13 protein-coding genes and 1 pseudogene are annotated in these 21,449 nt (G+C 71.4%); all 14 read left to right on the top strand.

From position 1 onward, the window contains the following. Positions 1 to 56: 56 nt before the first annotated feature. Positions 57 to 1,472 carry a glycosyltransferase family 2 protein gene (locus tag V6U90_RS26985; protein ID WP_334442361.1) on the top strand — a complete coding sequence of 472 codons (1,416 nt, stop codon included), beginning with the start codon at positions 57 to 59 and terminating at the stop codon, positions 1,470 to 1,472. Positions 1,473 to 1,562: 90 nt separating this feature from the next. Continuing rightward, the gene (locus tag V6U90_RS26980) at positions 1,563 to 2,840 is read left to right on the top strand and encodes a hypothetical protein (RefSeq protein WP_334442359.1); all 1,278 of its coding nucleotides are present in this window, start codon (positions 1,563 to 1,565) and stop codon (positions 2,838 to 2,840) included. After that, entirely contained in the window at positions 2,837 to 4,744 is a 1,908-nt protein-coding gene (locus V6U90_RS26975; RefSeq protein ID WP_334442358.1) for a hypothetical protein, read from the top strand. The genes V6U90_RS26980 and V6U90_RS26975 overlap by 4 nt, the downstream gene beginning before the upstream one ends. Then, positions 4,741 to 8,247 carry an AAA family ATPase gene (locus tag V6U90_RS26970; protein ID WP_334442356.1) on the top strand — a complete coding sequence of 1,169 codons (3,507 nt, stop codon included), beginning with the start codon at positions 4,741 to 4,743 and terminating at the stop codon, positions 8,245 to 8,247. Before V6U90_RS26975 ends, V6U90_RS26970 begins: the two co-directional genes overlap by 4 nt. A 46-nt stretch (positions 8,248 to 8,293) precedes the next feature. Further along, entirely contained in the window at positions 8,294 to 8,797 is a 504-nt protein-coding gene (locus V6U90_RS26965; protein WP_334442354.1) for a hypothetical protein, read from the top strand. Positions 8,798 to 9,030: 233 nt separating this feature from the next. Beyond that, entirely contained in the window at positions 9,031 to 13,005 is a 3,975-nt protein-coding gene (eccCa, locus tag V6U90_RS26960) for a type VII secretion protein EccCa (protein ID WP_334442352.1), read from the top strand. Next, positions 13,002 to 15,017: a hypothetical protein gene (locus tag V6U90_RS26955; RefSeq protein WP_334442349.1), complete on the top strand. Its 2,016-nt coding sequence runs from the start codon at positions 13,002 to 13,004 to the stop codon at positions 15,015 to 15,017. The genes eccCa and V6U90_RS26955 overlap by 4 nt, the downstream gene beginning before the upstream one ends. A 119-nt stretch (positions 15,018 to 15,136) precedes the next feature. Further along, the gene (locus tag V6U90_RS26950; RefSeq protein WP_334442346.1) at positions 15,137 to 15,556 is read left to right on the top strand and encodes a WXG100 family type VII secretion target; all 420 of its coding nucleotides are present in this window, start codon (positions 15,137 to 15,139) and stop codon (positions 15,554 to 15,556) included. A 205-nt stretch (positions 15,557 to 15,761) separates the two neighbouring features. Continuing rightward, positions 15,762 to 17,171 carry a type VII secretion integral membrane protein EccD gene (gene eccD, locus V6U90_RS26945; RefSeq protein ID WP_334442343.1) on the top strand — a complete coding sequence of 470 codons (1,410 nt, stop codon included), beginning with the start codon at positions 15,762 to 15,764 and terminating at the stop codon, positions 17,169 to 17,171. Position 17,172: 1 nt separating this feature from the next. After that, a complete protein-coding gene (gene eccB, locus V6U90_RS26940; protein ID WP_334442340.1) occupies positions 17,173 to 18,504 on the top strand; it encodes a type VII secretion protein EccB in 1,332 nt (443 codons plus the stop codon). Between the two features lie 117 nt (positions 18,505 to 18,621). After that, positions 18,622 to 18,939 (top strand): hypothetical protein, encoded by a 318-nt coding sequence (locus tag V6U90_RS26935; RefSeq protein ID WP_334442337.1) that lies wholly within the window; start codon positions 18,622 to 18,624, stop codon positions 18,937 to 18,939. A gap of 85 nt (positions 18,940 to 19,024) precedes the next feature. Further along, positions 19,025 to 19,312 (top strand): WXG100 family type VII secretion target, encoded by a 288-nt coding sequence (locus tag V6U90_RS26930; RefSeq protein ID WP_334442335.1) that lies wholly within the window; start codon positions 19,025 to 19,027, stop codon positions 19,310 to 19,312. Positions 19,313 to 19,521: 209 nt separating this feature from the next. Continuing rightward, a complete protein-coding gene (locus V6U90_RS26925; protein WP_334442333.1) occupies positions 19,522 to 19,893 on the top strand; it encodes a hypothetical protein in 372 nt (123 codons plus the stop codon). 2 nt (positions 19,894 to 19,895) lie between these two features. Next, a pseudogene (locus V6U90_RS26920) lies at positions 19,896 to 21,449 on the top strand (hypothetical protein); the annotation flags it as partial.

Below are 21,449 nucleotides of genomic sequence, written 5' to 3'. Positions count from 1 at the left end.
CGGCGGCGGCGGCCCCCGAGTGACGGCGCCGTGGCGCCCCGACCGAAGAGGTGGGCATGCAGGAGACGGAGTTTCCGGCGGTGGGCATCGGGATCACGACGCACAACCGGGGCGCCGTGCTCCGTACCGCGTTGGAGGCGATCCGCAAGTATGCGCCCAGCGGCGCCGCGATAGTCGTGGTCGACGACGCCAGCGACGAGCCGGTGGAGGAGGCGACGTTCCGCTTCGACAGCAACGCCGGTATCGCGCGGGCCAAGAACAAGTGCCTGGAACTGCTGGTCGAGCGGGGCTGTACGCACCTGTTCCTGTTCGACGACGACTGCTGGCCGATCGTGGACGGCTGGGAGCGGCCATACATCGACAGTCCCGAGCCGCATCTGATGTACATCTTCACCGACACCCCGCGTGGCCAGCTGAGAGACTCGACGGAGATCTACCGGGACGAGCAGCTTCGGGCGTACACCCATCCCCGCGGCTGCATGCTCTACTTCGAGCGGCGGGTGCTGGACCGGGTGGGCGGGTACGACACCCGGTACGGCCGGTGGGGGTACGAGCACGTGGACCTCTCCAACCGGATCTACAACGCCGGCCTGACCTCGTTCCGGTTCGCCGACGTGGTCGGCAGCGGAGACCTCATCTTCAGTTGCGACGAACGCACCAAGGTCGGCTCCAGCGTGTCCGACATCGAGCGCTTCCACCTGGTGCGTAACCTCAAGACCCGGTCGGAGGCCAGCTACACCTCGACCGAGTACCGCGAGTTCCGCCCCGCCCCGGTCGGTGCGGCGGCGGCGCAGAACGTGGTGCTGACCACGTACCTCACCGCGCAGCCCGACCCGCAGCGCGGCATCACCTGGACACCGAACTACGCCGACCTGGCCGAGTTGCGCCGCTCTGTCGAGCGGCACGGGCGGCGGTTGGTGGTGCTGCACGACTGTCTCGACGAGCCGGACACCGACCTGGTCACGCACGTGCGGGTGGCGCCGGGCGGGGCGGGCGGCTCGCCGTACTTCCACCGCTGGCTGTGCTGGTGGCGGTACCTGCGCGAGCACCCCGAGATCGACCAGGTGTGGTGCGTCGACGGTACCGACGTGGAGATGCTGCGCGATCCGTTCCCGGAGATGGACGACCGGCTGTATGTGGGCGACGAGCCGGCGCCGCTGTGCATCCCGTGGATGGTGTACCAGCACGGCGGCAGCGCCAAGCTGTTGCAGTTCCTGTCCGACAACCGGGGTGCCCCGCTGCTCAACTGCGGGCTCACCGGCGGCCGGCGGGAGACGGTGCTGGAGTTCTGCCGGGACCTGTTCGACTTCTGCGTCACCAACGCCCGGGAGGTCGGGGTGGTCGACATGGGGCCGTTCAACTACGTGGCCCGCACCTGGTACGCGGGAATGATCGTGCACGGCCGCCAGGTCAGCACGGAGTTCCGTAAGGGCGACCGGGCCAGCACCGAGTCGTGGTGGCGGCACAAGTAGGCGCGTCCGGGCCGTCGCAGGAGTGAACCCTGCTGGCGCGCCGGGCGTGCCACAGATGAACCCTGGACGGGGTGAAGGAAGGTGGTGACCGTGGACGTGAACACGGACCTGGATGTGGCACCGGAGACGACACGGGACGCCGAGCGTGACGAGAGCATGCACGCGTTGCTGCTGCGGTTGGCCGGCTCGCTGCCGGACCGGGTACTGACCGACGCGCGGGATGCGCTGGCCGCCGGCCGGCGGCTGGACGTCGTACAGACGGTCGCCTTCGAGGCAGTCTCCCAGCCGCTGCAACTGGACGCCGACGAGATCGCGGCGCTGCGCGAGGAACTGGCACTCAGCGGCGGGGACATCGACCTCGGCCTGGCGCTGGAGGAGCTGCGCGGAGAACGCCCGCCGGCACCGTGGCAGTTCCTGTCCGACCTGCCGACCACACAGGAAGACCTGGCCTGGATGGTGCTCCCGCAGGACCGCATCGCCGACTCGGCCGACACCCTCGACCCGGCGGACCGGGCGCTGGTGGCCGCGGCGTCGGCAATCCCGGCGGTCCGCGCGGTGTGGCGGGCGTGGCGGATGCCGTCCACCGCCCGGCCCTGGCAAGACCCGGTACGGGTGGCCGTGGTCAGCGTCGACGACACCATGGACACCCTCCCCGCACTCAGCGTCCAATTGCGGCAGATCATGGCCGAGGCCGGGGACGCCGAGGCCCATGTCGAGGTCTGCTGGGCCGGGTTGAACGCACCGTACTACCAGACCCTGGCCCGCTCGTCCGGCGCCCTGCTGTGGGCGGCACGGCCGGCCGCGCCGGTGGCCACCGCCCGGCTTTTCGACGGCGTCGATCCGGTACGCGGCCCGTGGTTCGCCAGCAACCGGCCGGTGGTCTCCGATCCCACGGAACGCGACGACCTGCTCGCCGCGCTGCGCGGGGGGGTGGTCATCGCGTGGAGCAGCGCCGAGATGCCCGACATCCTGGCCCCGGACCGGGGCGACGTGGTACCGATGCACCTGCGTACCGACGGGACCTGGCTGTGGAGCGAGGCGGTCGCGTACTACCTGGAGAACTACGGCCTGGCGCCGGATCCGCAGTTGGCCGCGCACCTGACCGGGGATGAGCCCGACGAGCCCCTGGACGAGGTCTCCGTGCACCGTGCCCTGGCGCACCTGTGCCGGCCCAACGCCGAGGCGGTCGTTTGGCAGGTACCCAGGGCCGACGACGACCCGGTACCACCGGCCGACAACCCCTCGTCCGACATCCCCTCGTCCGACATTCCATCGCCCGAGGACGTAGCGCCGGTGAATCCGTGGGTGTCGGACGCGACGCCCGGGGACAAACCCGACGACGGTACGCAGCGGCCGGTGTTGCCGTGACCGAGGTGCTCGCCCCGTTGCAGCGGGTACCCATGCCGTCGTCCTGGGGACTTCCGCAGCCAGCCCAGGGCGTACCGGTCGGGCGGCACGTGGCGCGGTACCTGCGCCAGGCGTCGCAGGCGGTGGGTGCCGCCGTGGCGCGCATCATGCCGGACGCCGGTCCGCGGGTACCGGTGCTCGATCCGGGGCCGTGGGAGGCCCCGGAATCGGTCACCCCCGGCCCTGCGGGTTGGTTCGCGCTCGCGGTCGAGGCCGACCGGTCCGGCTTCCGGCTGGGCGGCCGGCCGCTGGCCGCCGCCGACCTGGCCCAGGCGATCTGGCACTGCCCCCGGTGGCGGGGTCGGCCGGTGCTGCTGGTCACTCAGCGGACCGCGCCGGCCGACGGGGCCGGGCCGGTACTGCGCCAGCTCGCGGTCGAGTTGGGGGCACCGGTCTACGCCTCGGATGCCGGGATCCGCTTCACCTTCGGGCGCGCCTCCACGGGCGGGCTGTTTTGGTGCTGGCGCCCCGACGGCGGGGACGCACCGGAGCCGGCGGGTCGCCTGCTGCCCGCACTGGGGTCGGTGCGCGTCCGCCCCACCCCGACCGGCCGGGCGTCCGGCCGCAACCGGTACCGCCAGCCGCCGTCCCCGGTGTCGTCGCCAGTGACCACCGGTCCGGGGACCGCCCCGTCGCCCGCCGACCCGGCGGCGGTCGCGTCACCCGCTGTGGCACCGGAATCGGGGCCGGGGATGTCTTCGGGGGTGGATGCGGCGCTCGGGGTGCGCGGCCTGGCGGTTCCGGTGATCGAGGTGCCCCAGCCCGATCTCAGCGTCCGGCGCATGGTGTTGCCCGAGCTCCAACCGCCCCAGCTGGAGCTGGACACCCACCGGCCGCTGACCGTTACCCCGACCGTCGCCACCCCGGCTGCTGCCACCCCGACCCTCGCCACTCCGCCTGCCACCCCGGCCGCTGCCGCCACCCCGACTGCCGCCGCCCCGGCTGCCGGCCTGGACACCACCGATGCCCCGGCGAACGGCGCGGGCGCCGGCCAGCCGCCGGCGCCACGCGCCGACCGGCCGACGGCGATGTGGTTCGGGGTACGGGCGCGCACCGACGAGGCGGACCGGGAGCGGCTGCGTACCGTGCTGGACTGGAAGTTCCAGGCACACTCCCGGGCGGTGGCCCGGGCGCTGTCGCTGCACCCGGGGCTGCGCACTGCGGTCGGCGCGCACGACACCATGGCCGGGCTGGTCACGGTGCTGGCCCTGCTCGACGGAGTAAGCGAGCGGGTCAACGGCGCGCTGCGCGGTGGAGGTATGCCCGACGCGGACGTCCAGTTGCTGGCCCGGTGTGCCTGCGCGGGGTTGGAACAACTGCCGGCCATCGGGGGACCCGTCTTCGCTGCGGTACCCGACGGACTGGACGTGACCGGCCGGTACCGTCCCGGGGACCTGGTGGTGGAGCCGGCGTTCACCACGGTGTCGTTGACCGCCGGCACCGGGGGCGGCGCGGGCCGGTACGCGATCTGGTCGGCCACCGCGCGGCGGCTGGACCAACTGGGTGCCCGGTCCGGGCGGGTCATGTTCGCCGCCGGTACCCGCTTCGCGGTGCTCGGCGCCGACGAGGGGCCGGACGGCACGCCGTGCGTACTGCTGCGGGAAGTCGTCTTCGGGCACCGCGACTTCGGGCTCGACGAGCGGGTGGCCCGCAAGCTGCGCGACGCGCTCGCCGCACAGCCGCAAAGCGCGCCCCCCGCGCCGCTGCCGTGGCCGCTGGGCTTCGCGGCCAACAACCGCCCGTTCGAGCTCCATCCCGGACCGGCCGGCGGCGTCCGGTCCGACCCTGGCGGCCCGGCTCGACCCGGCCCGCCCCGCGCCGGGCACACCCCAGGCGGCGACAGTCAGCAAGGAGTAAATCCGTGACCACCAGCGTGCTGTCGGTGTCGGCCAGGGACACCGGATGCCTCACCGACATCTCCCGGGCACTGGACTCGGCGGCGCCCGGCGACACCGTTGCGGTACGCCCCGGCGTGTACCGTGAGGCGCCGCTGTTCCGCCGGAATGTCGTCCTGGTCGCGGAGGACGGCCCGGGCACCGTCACCATCGAGGTACCCACGGGCGGGGCCATGCTGGCTGCCGGGGGCGAGATCCTGATCCAGGACATCGCCATCCGTGGCGGCGACGAGCGGATGCCGCTGTTCCAGGTGGCCGCGGGCCGGGTTCGGATGGAGGCGTGCACCATCGACGCCACGGCGCCGGCTGCGATCCACGTGCGCGGCGGCGCCGTGGAGATGCGTGGCGGCGCGATCAGTAACTCCGGCGGGGCAGGCATCGTCCACGAGGCCGGCGCGGGCGAGTACACCAGCGTGCGCCTACACGACATCGCCAAGTCCGCGATCCTGGCGGCCGGGCAGAGCGCCCCGGTGTTCCGGGGCTGCACGCTCACCGGGATCGCGGAGGCGGCGCTACTGGCCGTGGGCGCCAGTGCCCCGCGTCTGGAGGGCTGCCGCATCGACGAGGTCGGCCAGTACGCCGTCGTGGCGCAGCAGGCCGCCCGGCCGTACCTGGCCGGGACCACGGTGCACGGTGGCGAAGTCGGGCTGCTGGCCAGCGACGATGCGGCCCCGGTGCTGGACCGCTGCGAAATCATGGACACCCGGGTGCACGCCGTGGTCACCCTGGCGCAGTCGGCGCCCGCGCTCTCCAACACGCTCATCATCCGGGCCCGCGGCCACGGCCTCGACTGCCGGGGTACCTCCCGGCCGAAGCTGACCAACTGCGAGGTGCGCGAATGCGGCGCGGCCGGGGTACTGGTCAACGACGCGGCGGCGCCGCACCTCACCGGGGGTGCCGTGGCGGGCTGCGCCGACGCGGGCGTGTTCCTGACCGGCCGGTCGGAGGCGCGGTTGGACGGGGTCGAGGTACGCGACGTCCCCATCGGTGTGGCGATCGAGCAGGAAGCCGCCCCGCAACTGCACAGCCTGTCCATCGAGGGCGTCCGGTACGGCCTGCACGCGACCGGCGGTGCCGGCCGGTTTTCCAACGGCGAGATCACCGGGGCGCGGGCCGCCGGGGCGAAGCTCGCCGACAGCGCGGCCACCGTGCTGTCCAACTCCCGGCTCACCGGCTGCCGGGTCGGCGTGGAGGTGGCCGGAACCGCCCGTCCCACATTGTCCTCGGTGGCCGTGGAGGAGTCGGCCGGGGCGGGCGTGCTGACCGGTGGCCCCAGCGCGGTCACCCTGTCCCGCAGCCGGATCAGTGGCAGCCGCGGCCCGGGGATCCGGGCCGGCGCCGGCAGCACCATCACCGCGACGGACTGCGAGATCGTGGGCAACCAGGGCCCGGGTGTCGTGGTGGAGACCGATGCGCCGGTGCGGCTTCGCGGCGGGGTGGTGCGCGGCAACGGCGGCGTCGCCGTGGACGCGCCGAGCCCGACCGCCGCAGTCGAGTTGTCTGATGTGGACACCGGTCACAACGGACGCCCGATTTCTCTTCCGGTGCCCGGGGCCGGGCGGCCGGATGCACCGGCGGCCAACGGCGCCCCGGGATCCGTTCCCGCCCCGACCGGAGGTACCGGGCCGGGCGTCGCCCCGCCCGGGAACCCGTCCGATTCCCGCCCGCCGCGCCCCGCGCCGTCCAGCGTCGGGCCACCCGATCCGGCGGTACCCGCCGACGGCGGTCCCGGTACCGGCGCACCCGGTGACGGGCCGAGTGCCGGGACGCCGAGTGCCGGGGGGGCGGGTGGCGGCGGGACGGGCGGCGGCGGGGAAGCGGACGGGCCGGTGGCCGCGCTGCTGCGCGAACTGGACGGGCTGGTCGGCCTGGCCGGGGTCAAGCACGAGGTGGCCACCCTGGTCGGGCTCAACCAGATCGCCAAGCGTCGCCGGGAGGCCGGGCTGCACGTACCGCCCATGTCCCGGCACCTGGTCTTCGCCGGGCCGCCCGGCACCGGTAAGACCACGGTGGCCCGCATCTTCGCCCGGATCCTGGCCACCCTCGGGGTGCTCTCCAGCGGGCAACTGGTCGAGGTGTCCCGCAGCGACCTGGTCGCCGAGCACGTCGGCGGCACGGCGGTGAAGACCACGGCCCGGTTCGAGGAAGCCCTGGGCGGGGTGCTGTTCATCGACGAGGCGTACACGCTCTCGACCGGCGGGGGCGGCGGCCACGACTTCGGCCGGGAGGCCATCGACACCCTGGTCAAGCTGATGGAGGACCACCGTGACGAGGTGGTCGTGGTGGTTGCCGGGTACACCCCGAACATGCGTACCTTCCTGGCCGCCAACCCGGGCCTGGAGTCCCGCTTCGCCCGTACCATCCAGTTCGACAGCTACTCCGACGACGAACTGGCCGAGATCGTCGAGCGGCTCTGCCGCGCCCACCACTACGCGCTGGAGTACGAGACGCGGCAGGCCCTGGTGAGCCACTTCAGCGAGATGGCCCGCAACGAGACCTTCGGCAACGCCCGGGTGGCGCGGCAGGTCTTCGAGGACATGCTGGGGCGTCAGGCGTACCGGCTGTCGAACAACCCGCAGGCCCCGGACCTCGAACTGGCCCGGCTGCTGCCGGAGGACCTGGGCGAACAGGCGGCCGGGCCATCGGCGTCGGCCGGCGTGGCGCAGGTCGTCCAGGACCTGCTCGGGCGGCTGAACTCGATGGTCGGCCTGGACGCGGTCAAGCGCGAGGTGACCGACGTCATCGACCTGATCGCCTCCACCGAGGCCCGGGCCCGGGCCGGCCTGCCCACACCGACGATCTCCCGGCACCTGGTCTTCGCCGGGCCGCCCGGCACCGGCAAGACCAGCGTGGCCCGGTTGTACGGGCAACTGCTCAACGCGATGGGTGTGCTGCGCACCGGCCAGCTCGTCGAGGTCTCCCGGGCTGATCTGGTCGGCGAGTACGTCGGGCACACTGCCGTCAAGACCACCGACGTGTTCAACCGGGCGCGCGGCGGCGTGCTGTTCATCGACGAGGCGTACGCGCTGACCGGCCAGGGCAACGACTTCGGTCGGGAAGCCATCGACACGCTGGTGAAGCTGATGGAGGACCATCGGGACGACATCGTGGTGATCGCGGCCGGGTACACCGGGGACATGCGCCGCTTCCTGGCCAACAACGCGGGGCTGGCCTCCCGGTTCAGCCGGCAGATCCCGTTCGAGTCGTACACCTCCTCGGAACTGGTGTCCATCGTGCAGACGCTGGCCCGCGACAACGGCTTCGACTTCAGCAACGACAGCCTTCCCCTGCTGTCTGAGCACTTCGACACCCTGACCCGGGACGAGACCTTCGGCAACGGCCGGTACGCCCGCCAGTTGCTCGAACGCACCATCACCAAGCAGGCCAACCGGCTGCGCCGCGCCGCCGCACCGACCGTCGACGACATGCGCCAGTTGTACGCGGCCGACGTGCGGGCAGCCCTGGCGGCCTGACCTGCGTCAAGGAAGCTGTCGTGGTCATGAGAGGAGGTGCCGGAAAATGTCTGCGGTGAGTATGAGCGGTGCGTGGCGGATCAGGGTTGTGAGCAAGGAGTCCGCCTACGCGCAGCGGGTCGTGTTCTCCGGTGACGTGCAGAAGATGCTCAGCGGGGAGGTGGGCGCTTCGACGTCAGCGAGTGGGCGGCGTTGGAGCCTGCGGTTCGAACACAACCGTGGTGACGGCGTGTGGCGGCCGAACGCCTCGGTGGAGGCGGGTGAGATCGTCAGGCACGGCGACGAGTTCGAGCGGTGGATAGCGACGAAAGACGTGTTCTGGTGTGCTGACCGTGGCCACGATGATTTGAAGCTGCTGCTCACCCGGCCGGCGTCTGCGGCGGGATCTGCAGGGGAAGCGGTCGGGGTGGCTTACGCTGCCGACCTTTACGAGCTGCCGACAGCACTGGTGCTCCCGTCGGTGGACACTCCCGATGTGAGGCATGAGAGGCAGCGATCGTACAGCCAGCCGATGTCGCCGGGAACTCCCCTGAGGAGAAGGTCGTTGTGATCGCCGCTGACCCTGCGGTGGCGGTTGATGGAACGCCCGGTGGAGTCGGGGCGCTGGCGTCAGCTTGAGCGCTTGACCTGAGGCCGAGCGCACCAGGAAATCTACGATTTCCTGGTGCGCTCTCGGCGCTGGCGTCAGCTTGCGGGGCGCGTGCCGAGCATCGGTGAGCGGTGCTGATCGGGCCGATCCCGGGTACCGGTCAACTCTTTCCGGCTCGCAGCCGTGTGATGGATGTGAGCACTAGACCTTTCCGGCGGCCGGCCCGCCGCAACGGACCCGAGCTGCCGCACGGCGAGATCACCCTGCAGGAGCCGCCGGTCGTCCCGGAGGTCCAGCCCGCCGGGTTCCGCTCGCTCGGGATGATCCTGCCAAGCCTGCTGATGACCGGCGGGTTCATGTTCATGATGATGAGCAACTCGCTCAGAGGCCCGATGGGCATCGTCATGCTCGTCGTGATGGGCGTTGGCATGCTGGGCATGGCGGTGTTCCAGATGTCGATGGGCTCCGGCAACCGCAAGCAGCAGATCAACGGCGACCGGCGCGACTACTTCCGCTACCTGTCCCAGACCAGAGGGCAGGTCCGCGAGTACGCGGCGAAACAGCAGGACGCGCTGGCCTGGCGGCACCCCGACCCGCAGTCGCTGTGGTCGCTGGCGATGACCAGCCGGCTCTGGGAGCGCCGGCCGACGCATCCGGACTTCGGCGAGATCCGGGTCGGTACCGGCGCCCAGCGGCTCGCGGTGCGTATCACCCCGTTGGATACCAAGCCGGTGGAGGACCTGGAACCGGTGTGCGCCAAGGCGTTGCGCCGGTTCATCAAGGCTTACACGACAGTGCCCGACCAGCCCGTCGCGCTGTGCCTGCCCGGGTTCGCGCACGTGCGGATCAGTGGCGACCGGGACGTGGCGCGGGGCATGGTGCGCGCCATGCTCGCCCAGTTGGTCACCTTCCATGCCCCGGATGAGCTGCGGCTGGCTCTGTGCATCGGCGCCGAGCAGGCCGAGCGGTGGGAGTGGGCCAAGTGGCTCCCGCACGCCAAGCACGCCACCGACGTCGACACGGCCGGGCCGGTACGGCTGTTCGGCGCCACCCTGGAAGAGGTGGAGCGGCTGTTGGGATCGGAGTTCGCGGGCCGCTCCCGGTACGACGGCGACGCCCAGCCCTCCCGCGAGGAACCGTTCGTCGTGGTGGTCTGCGACGGCGGCGTCATCCCGGCGGGCGCCCGGCTGACCGTCTCCGGGTACCGCAACGCCGTCCTCGTCGACTTCGACGGCCGCGGCCTCGCCGACGGGGACAACGTGCTCAACCTGGAGGTGTCCGCCACCGACGTGGACATGATCGAGAAGGACCACGTGGGCCGGGAGGTGCGCACCCGGCTCGCCGCACCGGACCACCTGGACGTGCCCCGGCTGCGGACGGTGGCCCGGATCATGGCCCGGCACGCCACCAAGGTCACCGGCGAGCAGCCGGCCAGCGGGCTCAGCGCCGTCCTCGACCTGCCCGATCTGCTGGACATCCCCGATCTGGACACCTTCGACCCGCGCGCGCGGTGGCACGCCCGCCCGCCCGCCGAGCGGCTGCGGGTACCCATCGGGGTGGCCGCCGACGGTTCCCCCATCGAGCTGGACATCAAGGAGTCCGCCGAGGGCGGGATGGGGCCGCACGGCATGCTCATCGGCGCCACCGGGTCGGGCAAGAGCGAACTGCTGCGCACCCTGGTACTGGCCCTGGCGGCCACCCACTCCTCGGAGACCCTCAACTTCGTGCTGGTGGACTTCAAGGGCGGCGCCACCTTCGTCGGGCTGGACCGGCTGCCGCACGTCTCCGCGCTCATCACCAACCTGGCCGACGAGGCCGCGCTGGTCGACCGGATGCAGACCACCCTGCAGGGGGAACTGGTACGCCGGCAGGAACTGCTGCGCCGGGCCGGCAACTTCACCTCGGCGCGCGACTACGAGAAGGCCCGTGCCCAGGGTGCCGAACTCGACCCGCTGCCCACCCTGTTCGTGGTGGTGGACGAGTTCAGCGAGCTGATCGCGGCCAACCCCGAGTTCATCCAACTGTTCGTGATGATCGGTCGGCTCGGCCGCTCGCTCGCGGTGCACCTGCTGCTGGCCTCGCAGCGCCTGGAGGACGGGCGCATCCACCAGTTGGAGGGCCACCTGTCGTACCGCATCGGGCTGCGTACCTTCTCCGCGATGGAGTCGCGGGCCGTCATCGGCGTACCCGACGCGTACGAGCTGCCGGGCGATCCGGGCAACGGATACCTGCGCTCCAGTGTCACCAGCATCACCCGGTTCAAGGCCGCGTACGTGTCCGGCCCGCACCGGCTACGCAGCACCGGGCTGCGCCGCGAGGTGATCGCCAGCCAGGTGGTCCCGTTCACCGCCGGGGCCGCCGCGCCCGCTACCCCGCCGCCGCGCCCGCCCTCGGACCAGGCGCCGGACGAGCCGGCCGACACCGGCACCACCGTGCTGCACGCACTGGTGGACCGGCTGGTCGACCAGGGTCCGCCGGCACACCAGGTGTGGATGTCGCCGCTGGAGGACCCGCCGACCCTGGACGACGTGCTGCCGCCGCTGTTGCCCGACCCCGAGCACGGGCTGCGTCCGATCGACGCCGGCCAGCAGGGGTACCTGCAGGTACCGGTCGGTCTCATCGACAAGCCGTTCGAGCAGGTGCGCGACCTGCTCGTGGTGGACCTGGCCGGGGTCGGCGGGCACGTGGGCGTGGCCGGCGGGCCGCAGAGCGGCAAGAGCACCCTGCTGCGGTCGCTGGTGTGCGGGCTGGCCCTGACCCACTCGCCGCGGCAGGTGCAGTTCTACTGCCTCGACTTCGGCGGCGGTTCGCTGGCCGGGTTGACCGGCCTGCCGCACATCGGCGGCGTGGCCGGCCGGCACGAACCGGAGCGGGTGGGCCGCACGGTGGCCGAGGTCCGCTCGATCCTGGTCGAGCGGGAACGCCGCTGCGCGGACCTGGGCATCCATGGCCGGGACGCCTACCGGCAGGCGCAGGCCGACGGTCGCATCCCGGAGGACCGGTTCGGTGACGTGTTCCTGGTCGTGGACGGGTGGTTCGCCCTGCGCCAGGAGTTCGAGGCGGTCGAGGAGATGGCCCGGGACATCGCGGCCCGCGGCCTGAACTACGGGGTACACATGATGGTCTCCATGGGCCGCTGGTCGGAGCTGCACATGTCGATGCGGGACAAGATGGGGACCCGCCTCGAACTGCGCCTGGGCGACCCGGTGGAGTCCGGGATCGACCTGCGCGCGGCGGCCCAGGTACCCCGCCGGCCGGGGCACGGGCTGACCGACGCGAAGCTGCACTTCCTGGGCGCGCTGCCGCGCATCGACGGCGTCCAGTCGGCCGAGGGACTCACCGCGGCCACCGAGCACCTGGTGTCCGCAGTGGCGGACAACTGGTCCGGGGACCGGGCCGCTGCGGTACGCACCCTGCCGGCCTCGCTGCCGGTGGCCGAGCTGCCGGCACCGCAGGACTCCCGCATCGCGATCGGCGTGGACGAGGACCGGCTCGCGCCGGTGTGGCACGACTTCCGGGCGATGCCGCACCTGACCGTGCTGGGGGACACCGAGAGCGGCAAGACGAACCTGCTGCGCCTCATCGCCCGGTCGATCGTCGCCAGCCGCACCCCGGCCCAGGCGCGCATCATGGCCGTCGACTACCGGCGGCAGCTCTTCGACGACGTGCCGGCCGCTTACCGGCTGGGCTACTCGGTCTCCCCGGACAGCACCCGGGACACCGCGGCCGAGGCGGTGGCCGGCGTCAAGCCGCGGGTACCCGGCCCCGACATCACCCCGGAGCAACTGCGTGCCCGCGACTGGTGGGCCGGTCCCGAGCTGTACGTCCTGGTCGACGACTACGAACTGCTCGCCGGGCCCGACAACCCGCTGGCCCACCTGACCCCGTTGCTGCCCCAGGGCGGCGACATCGGCCTGCACGTGGTCGTCGCGCGGGCTGCGGCCGGGGCGATGCGACTGTCGATGGACCCGCTGCTGCGGCGCATCCAGGAACTGAACACTCCGGACGTGGCGCTGTCCTGCCCGCCGACGGAGGGTCCGCTGCTGGGTAACACCAGGCCGCGGTCGCTGCCTCCGGGCCGGGCGCTGCTGTGCACCCGGCGCGGCAGCCGGCTGGTCCAGACGGCACTGGTACCCGCGCCCGTGGTATCCACCGGGGCCAGTCGATGACCCGCACTGCCACCCGCCGGCGCCGCAAACCCACCCCACCGGCCCGCACCACCCCACCGGCCCGCACCGCCGAGCCGGCCGCGACGGCCGAGCCGGCTGCGGCGCCTGAGCCGGCGGTGGAATTGGCGCGGCGGCTGCGGGCCGCGGCCTGCCTGCCCGGGCCGTCTGCAACGCCGACCGCCTGGCCGTGCGACGTAGGGCTGCTGGACTGGCTGCGCCGGATGACCTACCCCAGCCTGTACACCTGGGCGGCCGAGGAGAACCTGGCGCGCCGCTGGATCGGCGGCGACATCTTCGGCTCCCGCCGGCTACCGCAGGCACCGGAGTTCCTCGCCGGCACCGATGTACGCCGTCTCGCCCCGCACCTGGTCGCGCCGCTGTTGCGGCGGGTGAGCATGACGCGTCCGGCCCCGAGCGCCGCCGAACTGGCGCCCGGGGCCCTGGCCGCCGACGCCGGCCAGGTCAGCACCTTCCGGCGCGACGGCGCCGCCCGGCTCTGGGGCCAACCGGAGTACGCGCCGCCGCTGCCCGGTACCACCGCCATCCCGCACATCGTGCACGGCATCTGGCTCGGCCGGCCGCTGCCCGAGTCGAACGGCTTCTGGGCCAACTACGGCGCAGCGGCCGACAGCTACGCCAGCCAGGTCGACTTCGTGCTGTGGACGGACATCCCGCGTGCTCGCTTCGACGCGGCCCGCGCCACCCCGCCCGCGCCGGCCGGCCGCCCCGATCCGCTGGCCCCGGTACGCGCCCTGCTGGCCTGGGCCGATACCCACGGCATCCACCTGGCGAGCGTGGCCGAACTGTTCCACGCGAACGCGCCGATGACCCTGCACACCCCATATGCCCTGGAGTTGAGCCGGGGGCTGCCGCAGGGTTTCGCTGCGGCCAGCGACCACCTGCGGGTCGAGGTGGTACACCGGTTCGGTGGCCTGTACGCCGACGGTGACCTGCATTTCCTCCCGGACATCGCGCTCCCGTCGGACGAGCGGGCCGGCAGCCCGGCGGACCAGCGTGCCGAGGGCCCGGCGGGTGGTGGGTATCGGCTGTTCCGTGGCCGGTGGCACGGGCAGCCGGAGGTCGACGGGCCGGCCCGGTTGCCGGAACTGTTCGACCGGGTCGCCGCGTCGGCGCACGGGTTCACGTTGCACGCGCTCACCGACGAGATCGTCCTCAACGACGTCATCCTGGCCCCTGCCGGGCATCCCGCGCTGGCATTGTGGCTGGAGGGCGCGCGGTACAACTACCTGCGCGACCCGCGCGACCTGTACGCCGCCGGCGCCTCCCAGCCGGCCGGGTCGGACCCGCCGCTCACGTCGGATTCGTTGCGCACGTCGGACCCGCAAGCCGGGTCCGGCCCGCCGGTCGCGGGAGCGTCGGAATGGCAGGGGGAACCGGCCTCCTGGACCTGGGCGGTCACCGCGATGCGTACCGGGCGGATGCACCATTGGCTGCTGGCCCGGCTGGGCATCGGCGCGGCCGATCTGGTCAAGCCGGCACCGGCGGTACGCGGGCACAGCGAGCTGAGCTGGCTGCCGCCGGTCGACGGCCAGCCGCCGGTCGCCTGCCCCGACCCGGACCCGCTGCCGACTCTGGTCGCCTGCGTGGACCTGCTGCGCTGGCAGCACCTGTCGCGCTCCGGGGACCTGTGCCTCACTGCGGTCGCTCCGCTGGTACGCGGGCTGCCCGAGCCGGACACCGCGTGGACCGCGCTGCTGCTCGCGTTCGGATACCTGTCCGCCGACCTCGGCCCGGTCACGTCGGTCACCGATCGGCGACGCAACCAGGACCAGACCCTCGACGTGGTGGTACTCCCGCCCGAGGCGGAGGCGCTGCTGGATCGTGCCGCGACACCGGCCACCTGGTTCGGTTCCGGTGCCCGCTCCGGCGACGCTGGCGGAGCCGGACCGGAGGTCACCGCCGGCCGGGAGTACTGGTTCCTCGGCGAGCGCACGGTCCCGGCCCGGCTGCTGCCCGCCGGGCCGGCACCGGTCCGGCCGGAAGGGCGGTGAGGCCGCCGGGTACCCGATCGATCCGCCGCCGTGGCCCGACCCACCGGCCGGACGCGGCAGGCGCAACCACACATCACCCGCCTTCGGGCGACGCGCCCGGATGACGAACAAGGAGAGTCATGGCAATCCCCAACAACGGGATCGTCGCCGACGAGGCGACCATCACCGGCATGGTCATGGCGTTCGCTCAGGCCAAGACCGAGGCCAAGAACAGCCACATGAACGTCGTAGCCGCAACCCAGGCGCTGACCGCCTCGTGGTCGAGCGACATGGCCGCGCCGAAGTTCATTGAGGCCGTCCGCCAGTGGCTGACCGGCTTCCAGACGGTCCAGATGGGCCTGGACATGCTTAACCAGAACATGGAGCAGTACGCGCAACTGACCACCACGACCGAAGACGACAGCGCCATGCAGGCCGGCAATTGGGCCACAGCGGACGGCGGTGTCCCGGACAGTCCCGCCAACGGCTGGGTCCCCATCACTCCGGCCAGCAGCATGGTGTTCTACGAAGAGCGGGTCCAATCTCCAGACGGTGCGTGACCTGGCGCCGGCAGCGTCCAGTTGCCGCAACTGGACGCTGCCGGGCTGCTGCATGGTCCCGGCCGGGCTGCTGCATGGTCCCGGCCGGGCTGCTGCATGGTCCCGGCCGGGCTGCTGCGGGCCGCCCGGCCGAGCGCGGGCGGCCACCCGCAGGCGGGCCAAGAAAATCCGTGAACTCCGGTGAGCGTGCAGGCGTGTTCGGGATATGAGCGCCGAGCGCGGGGAACTCTGCCGGCTGCTGGTCGTCGGACCGACCAGCCAGGTCGACGTGAGTCTGCCCACCCATATTCCGTTGGCCGACATGATGCCGGCCCTGCTGAGCGCGCTGGGACCGGACCTCGCCGATCGTGGGCTGGAGCACAGCGGCTGGATCGTACAGCGGCTGGGCGGGCCGGCCCTCGACGAGTCGAGCACTGTCGGTGATCTCGACCTGCTCGACGGTGAGGTCGTGCACGTACGCCCGCGTACCGACCAGATTCCGCCGCTGGCCTACGACGACCTTGTCGATGGCGTCTCGGCCGGCATCCGCAAGCGGTCCGGGCTGTGGCGCCCGCAGACCACGCGGGTCACCGCCCTGCTGCTGCTCGGCGCCTGGCTGGCCGCCTGGCTGGCCGCCGCGCGGATGTGGCCGGGCGCGCCCCGGGGCCCGGTGCTGCTCGCGGCGATAGCGGCGATGTGCTTCGTCGCGGGCTTCGTCGTGGTACGCAAGCTGGCCGACCGGGCGACGGCCGGCATCCTGGGCGCCGCCTGTGTGGCCGGGTCGGTGCTCGCCGTGCTGGAAGCGGTGGCGCCGCACTCCCCGCTGGCTGGCGCGGCCGGTACCCACTCCGTACCCCGGCTGATCTTCGTGGGTGGCAGCGCCGGTACCGTCGCCGCGTTGCTGGTGGCCGCGTTCGTCTTCCCGCGCACCGGCTGGCGGCAGGTCACCGTCGGCGTGCTGGCGGCGTGGCTGCTGGTCGTCGCCGCGCTCGGGCTGCACACCAGGGCCACGTTGGACTGGACCACGATCGCCGCGATCGTGGTCGTCGTCACCACGGCGCTGCGCCTGGCGGTGCCGCCGGCCGCCTTCAAGCTCGCCGGGTTCGCCCTGCCGGAGATGCCCGCCGAACCAGCGGACCTGCAGAAGAAGATCGACCCGGAACCGGCCGCCGAGGTGCTCGCCCGGGCCGCCGGCGCGGACCAGTTCATGACCGCCCTGTACGCGGCACTCGGGCTGGTCTCCGGGGCCGCGATGGTGTGGCTGGCTGCGGCGCCCGGCTGGGCCGCGCCGCTGGCCGCCTGGCTGGCTGCCGTCGCCCAGATCCTGGTCACCCGCCCGATGACGAGCACCTGGCACCGGTTGGCGCTGGCCGGCCCGGCGCTGGCCGCCATGGCGACCTGGTGCCTGACCGCGATCACGGATCGGGGTCAGCTCGCCGCCCAACTGGCCATCGGCTGCTGCCTGATCATGGTGGTGGTGTGCGGGCTGGCCGCGCGGATTCCGGTCGGTCGGCGGTTCAACCCGATCTGGGGCCGGCTGGGCGACTTGGCGCATACCGCGGCGGTGGCCGCCCTGGCGCCGACCGTCGTGGTCATCACCGGCCTGATCGACGTGGTCCGGGCGCGGGTGGGTTGACATGTCGTCGCGTCGTGACCAGGTGGACGCCCAGCGGTACATGATGGCCCGGGTGACCGGTGCGTTGGTGCGGGCCGAGCCGGAGGTCGCCGAGTCACCGACCCGCCGGGACCGCACCGGTACCATCGCGGGCCTCGTGTTCGGGATCCTGCTGCTGGGTGGGGTCGCGATCTGGGCGCTGATGCCGGGATCGGGCTCGACCAGTTGGCAGCAGCCGCGGATGCTGGTGGTGGACTCGTCGACCGGGGCGAGGTACGTGCTGGTCGACGGCCAACTGCGCCCGGTCAACGACGTGGCGACGGCCACCCTGCTGGCCGGCGGTCGGCTCACCCCGGTCACCGTTTCCTCGTCCAAGCTCGCCAAGCTGCCGCGGGGCGCGGCGGTGGGTACCCCGGCCGGGCCGCAGGTGCTGCCCGCGGCCAACCGGGTCAACCAGGGCGTGTGGCGCGCCTGCAGCCGGGGTACCGGCCAGATCGTCCTGGACGTCGACGTGCCGGCGGCCCCCGAGCCGCTCGGCGACGGGCAGGCGCTGCCGGTCACCGCGGGCGGGAAGACCTACCTACTGTGGGGAGGGCGGCGGCTGCTGCTTCCCCAGCCCTGGATGGCCGACGTGCTGGGGCTGGGGCTGCTCGTTCCCGTGCCGGTGGCGACCACCTGGCTGGAGTTGATCCCGCTGGGCGGTACGGTCGGCCCGCCGAAGGTGACCGGGGCCGGCGGCGCCGGGCCGAGGGTGGCCGGCCGGCCGACGTCGATCGGCCAGCTGTTCGCCGTGAACATGGGCAACGGCACGGTCGGCCACTACCTGATGACCACCGACGGGCTGGCCCCGCTGACCGAGACCGAGTACCTGCTGCGGCGGGCCACGCCGGGCTCGGCCAGGGAGACCGCCATCACCGCGGCCGATCTGGTCGCCGCCGGCCAGCGCAGCCCGGTGCGCCCACTGACCACGCTTCCGGCCACCCCGCCTGCACCGCCATCCCCATCGGAGGGTGCCGTGGCCTGTGTGGAGTTCGCGGGGAAGACCGGCGAGAAACCCACGGTCGTCCTCGGCACCGCGACCGGTATGCCGACCGGCGGCAGCGGCGGGAAGATCGCCGTGACGGTGCGGGTGACGCCGGGCGGGGGAGCGCTGCTGATGCCCCGGGCGAGCGCGGAGACCGATCTGTGGCGGCAGCAGGGTCTGCTGGTCAACGAGCGGGGGATCGCCTACCCGATCATGGGCAGGGACGTCACCACCCTGGGGTACTCCCTCAACCAGGCGGTGGTCATGCCCACCGCGCTGGTCGCCATGCTGCCCGCCGGGCCGGCACTGGTCCGGCCGGAAGGGGGGTGAGGCCGCCGGGTACCCAACCGATCCGCCGCTGCGGCCCGACCCACCGGGCGGGCGCGGCAGGCGCAACCACATCACCCCCTTCCGGCGACGCGCGCCGGATGACAAACAAGGAGAGTCATGGCAACCCCCAACAACGGGCTCGTCGCCGATCAGGCGACCATCACCGGCATGGTCATGGCGTTCGTTCAGGCCCAGAGCGAGGCCAAGAACAGCCACATGAACGTCGTGGCCGCAAGCCAGGCGCTGGCCGCCTCGTGGTCGAGCGACATGGCCGCGCCGAAGTTCCAGCAGGCCGTCAACCACTGGCTGGCCGGCTTCCAGAAGGTCCAGCAGGGCCTGGACATGCTCAACCAGAACATGCAGCAGTACTCGCAACTGACCACCACGACCGAAGACGACAACGCCATGCGGTCCGGCGGCTGGGCCGCAGCCTGACCGCCGAGCGTCCCACCTGCGAAACCCGGGCCGACAAAACCCGGACCGACAAAACCCGGACCGACGAACGTTAAGGAGGCCGAGGATGGCCAACTACAACATCAATCCCGCTGCGGTACAGGCGGTCGCCGATACCATGGCGAGGGAGACCCGCGAGCTCGACGCATCGCTGGCAAATCTCCAGGCCCATGTAACGCGGTTCGCCGCAGCCAACAACGGCCAGGCGCCCGAAGCCTACAAGGCCGCTCAGCAGCTGTGGAACCAGGGTCAGCAGGAGATGAGGGCGGCCCTGGCCATCGGGCAGCAGCGCCTTCAGGAGATCACCCAGAACTACGTCCTCGGCGACAACCGGGGCGCGGCCATCTTCAGTTAGAAGACCGCACCGGCCGAACCTGACGCCACACGAAGTCGGGACGGCAATTCTGCCGAGTTGATTCCGGGTCAGATGCACTGGTCCGCCGCACCGCCGGGTTGACCAGTGCATCTGACCCACCGCTGTCCACGGACTCGCCCAGACCTCGGATGCACCAGGTCAGGACAGCCGAGTCCCCGCTGCGCCGACTCCGTTAAGAGGGAGACACAATGAAGAACATCGTCATCAACGAGAGCTACCTGCGGAAGTTGCAGGGCACCTACGCCGAGCAGGTCGATGAGATCGACCTGATGTACGGCAAGGACTACCCGTACGGCTCCCTGCCGGATTCGACGGTCGACTTCACGAAGCCGTTCAAGCTGCGCCTCGGCGGGAAGGGCTTCACCGAGGTGGAGGCCCTGACGGAGAGGATCGAGACCGTTCGGGTGGGCCTGGCCACGCGCTTCAAGAGCGCACGGGGAGAAATCAACACGCTGGAGCATGGCATCAAATTCCTGCTGGCCGACTCCGATGCCGTCGAACAGGCGAGCACGTTGAGCGCCGAGCAGTTCGAGTACTTCATGCCCACTTCCGGGAGTTAGTGATGACGAACACCGCGACGTTCGAGGATGCCCTGGCGAGCATTCTGGGGCTGGTACTCGGCGGCGGAGACGACGGGACCGCGGGTTCCATCAACAACGAGTACCGACCGCGGACCATCAAGGGTCCCGGTTACTGGCTGATCTCCCAGACCAGCACGCTCAAACACACCGGCGGTTGGATGCCGGAGTACAACAAGGACGCGGTCACCTTCTACAGGTGGAAACAGAACGGGGCGGTAAAGCACATCACCCGGCTGACGGTGTGGGTGGGCGTGACCAGCAAGGACGACACTCAGGGGCAGAAGGGCAACACCACCGACCCGGGGAACTCGACCAACCCCGACGACAACCAGGTCGTCAGGCTCGGCAATGCATGGGAACGCTTGGCCTACGACCTGCCCAAGGTGGCCGGACCGGGTACCACGTTCGACCCGAACTCGATCGGGTCGGTTCGCGAGATCCTGGGCAACCTGACGACCCACGCGATGAGGATCTCGGGTGAGCTGACCGACCAGATCAAGTCGGTGAACGTCAAGAACCCCGAATTCAAAGGCTCCGCCGAATCGGCCTGGATCCGCCGGGTGCAGAACGCAAACAAGTTCCTCGCCGACATCCATCCCCAGTTCAGAACCTGGGACACCGCGCTGTCCCAGGTCGAGCAGGCTATGAAGGACTTCATCGTAGCGGTGGAGGACACCTTCGACAGGTGGACCCAGATCCACCCGGTCGGCATCTGGCAGCACCCGTACCGGGTCATCGCCACCATGTTCAACGAGAGCACTCTCCAGTACGGCGACCTGCACGATGGCCAGTCGAACGCCTGGGACCTGGGCCAGCAATACGCCAACACCGGGGACGAAGAAGGAACGGAATACCGTGACGGAACCAAGTTCGGAGGTTCGGACGCGGGTGTCGTCCTGTGGACGCCGCCGGCGTGGGTGAAATACCACTCCTTCGATGCCTTCAACATCGGCGAGTGGAACAAGCTGGACCATCATCTGCGCCAGATGTGGGCCGACAACGCCCTCAAAACCTTCGAGCCGGCGTTGGTCGCGGCGGAGAAGCTGATGTCGGTGTTCGTCGACGCGCGCAACCCGATAAGCATCACCGACCCGAAGCCGGTAGCACCCCTGCCGATGCCCAACGACGTTGGGATGATGCCCAATGGCGCATTCCCCAACAATCCGTTCGGGAACATGGGTGATCCCTTCGCCAACTGGGGCGATCCGTTCGCGAACATGGGTAATCCGTTCGCGAACATGGGTGATCCCTTCGCGAACATGGGCAATCCGTACGCGAACATGGGCAACCCGTTCGCAGAAATGGGTGATCCCTTCGCGAACATGGGCAATCCGTTCGCCAACGGCGGCATGGGTAACCCGTTCGCCAATGGTGGTGCGGAGAATCCGTTCGCCAATGGTGATATGGGTGGTCCTTTTGCTGTTGGTGGGGGTGGGGACAATCCGTTCGCCAATGGTGATATGGGTGGTTCCTTTGCTGTTGGTGGGGGTGGGGACAATCCGTTCGCCAATGGTGATATGGGTGGTCCTTTTGCT

Source organism: Micromonospora sp. CPCC 206060 (assembly GCF_036906895.1).
In the GTDB taxonomy this organism is placed as follows: domain Bacteria; phylum Actinomycetota; class Actinomycetes; order Mycobacteriales; family Micromonosporaceae; genus Micromonospora.
This window is presented reverse-complemented; position numbering and strand designations above follow the sequence as displayed.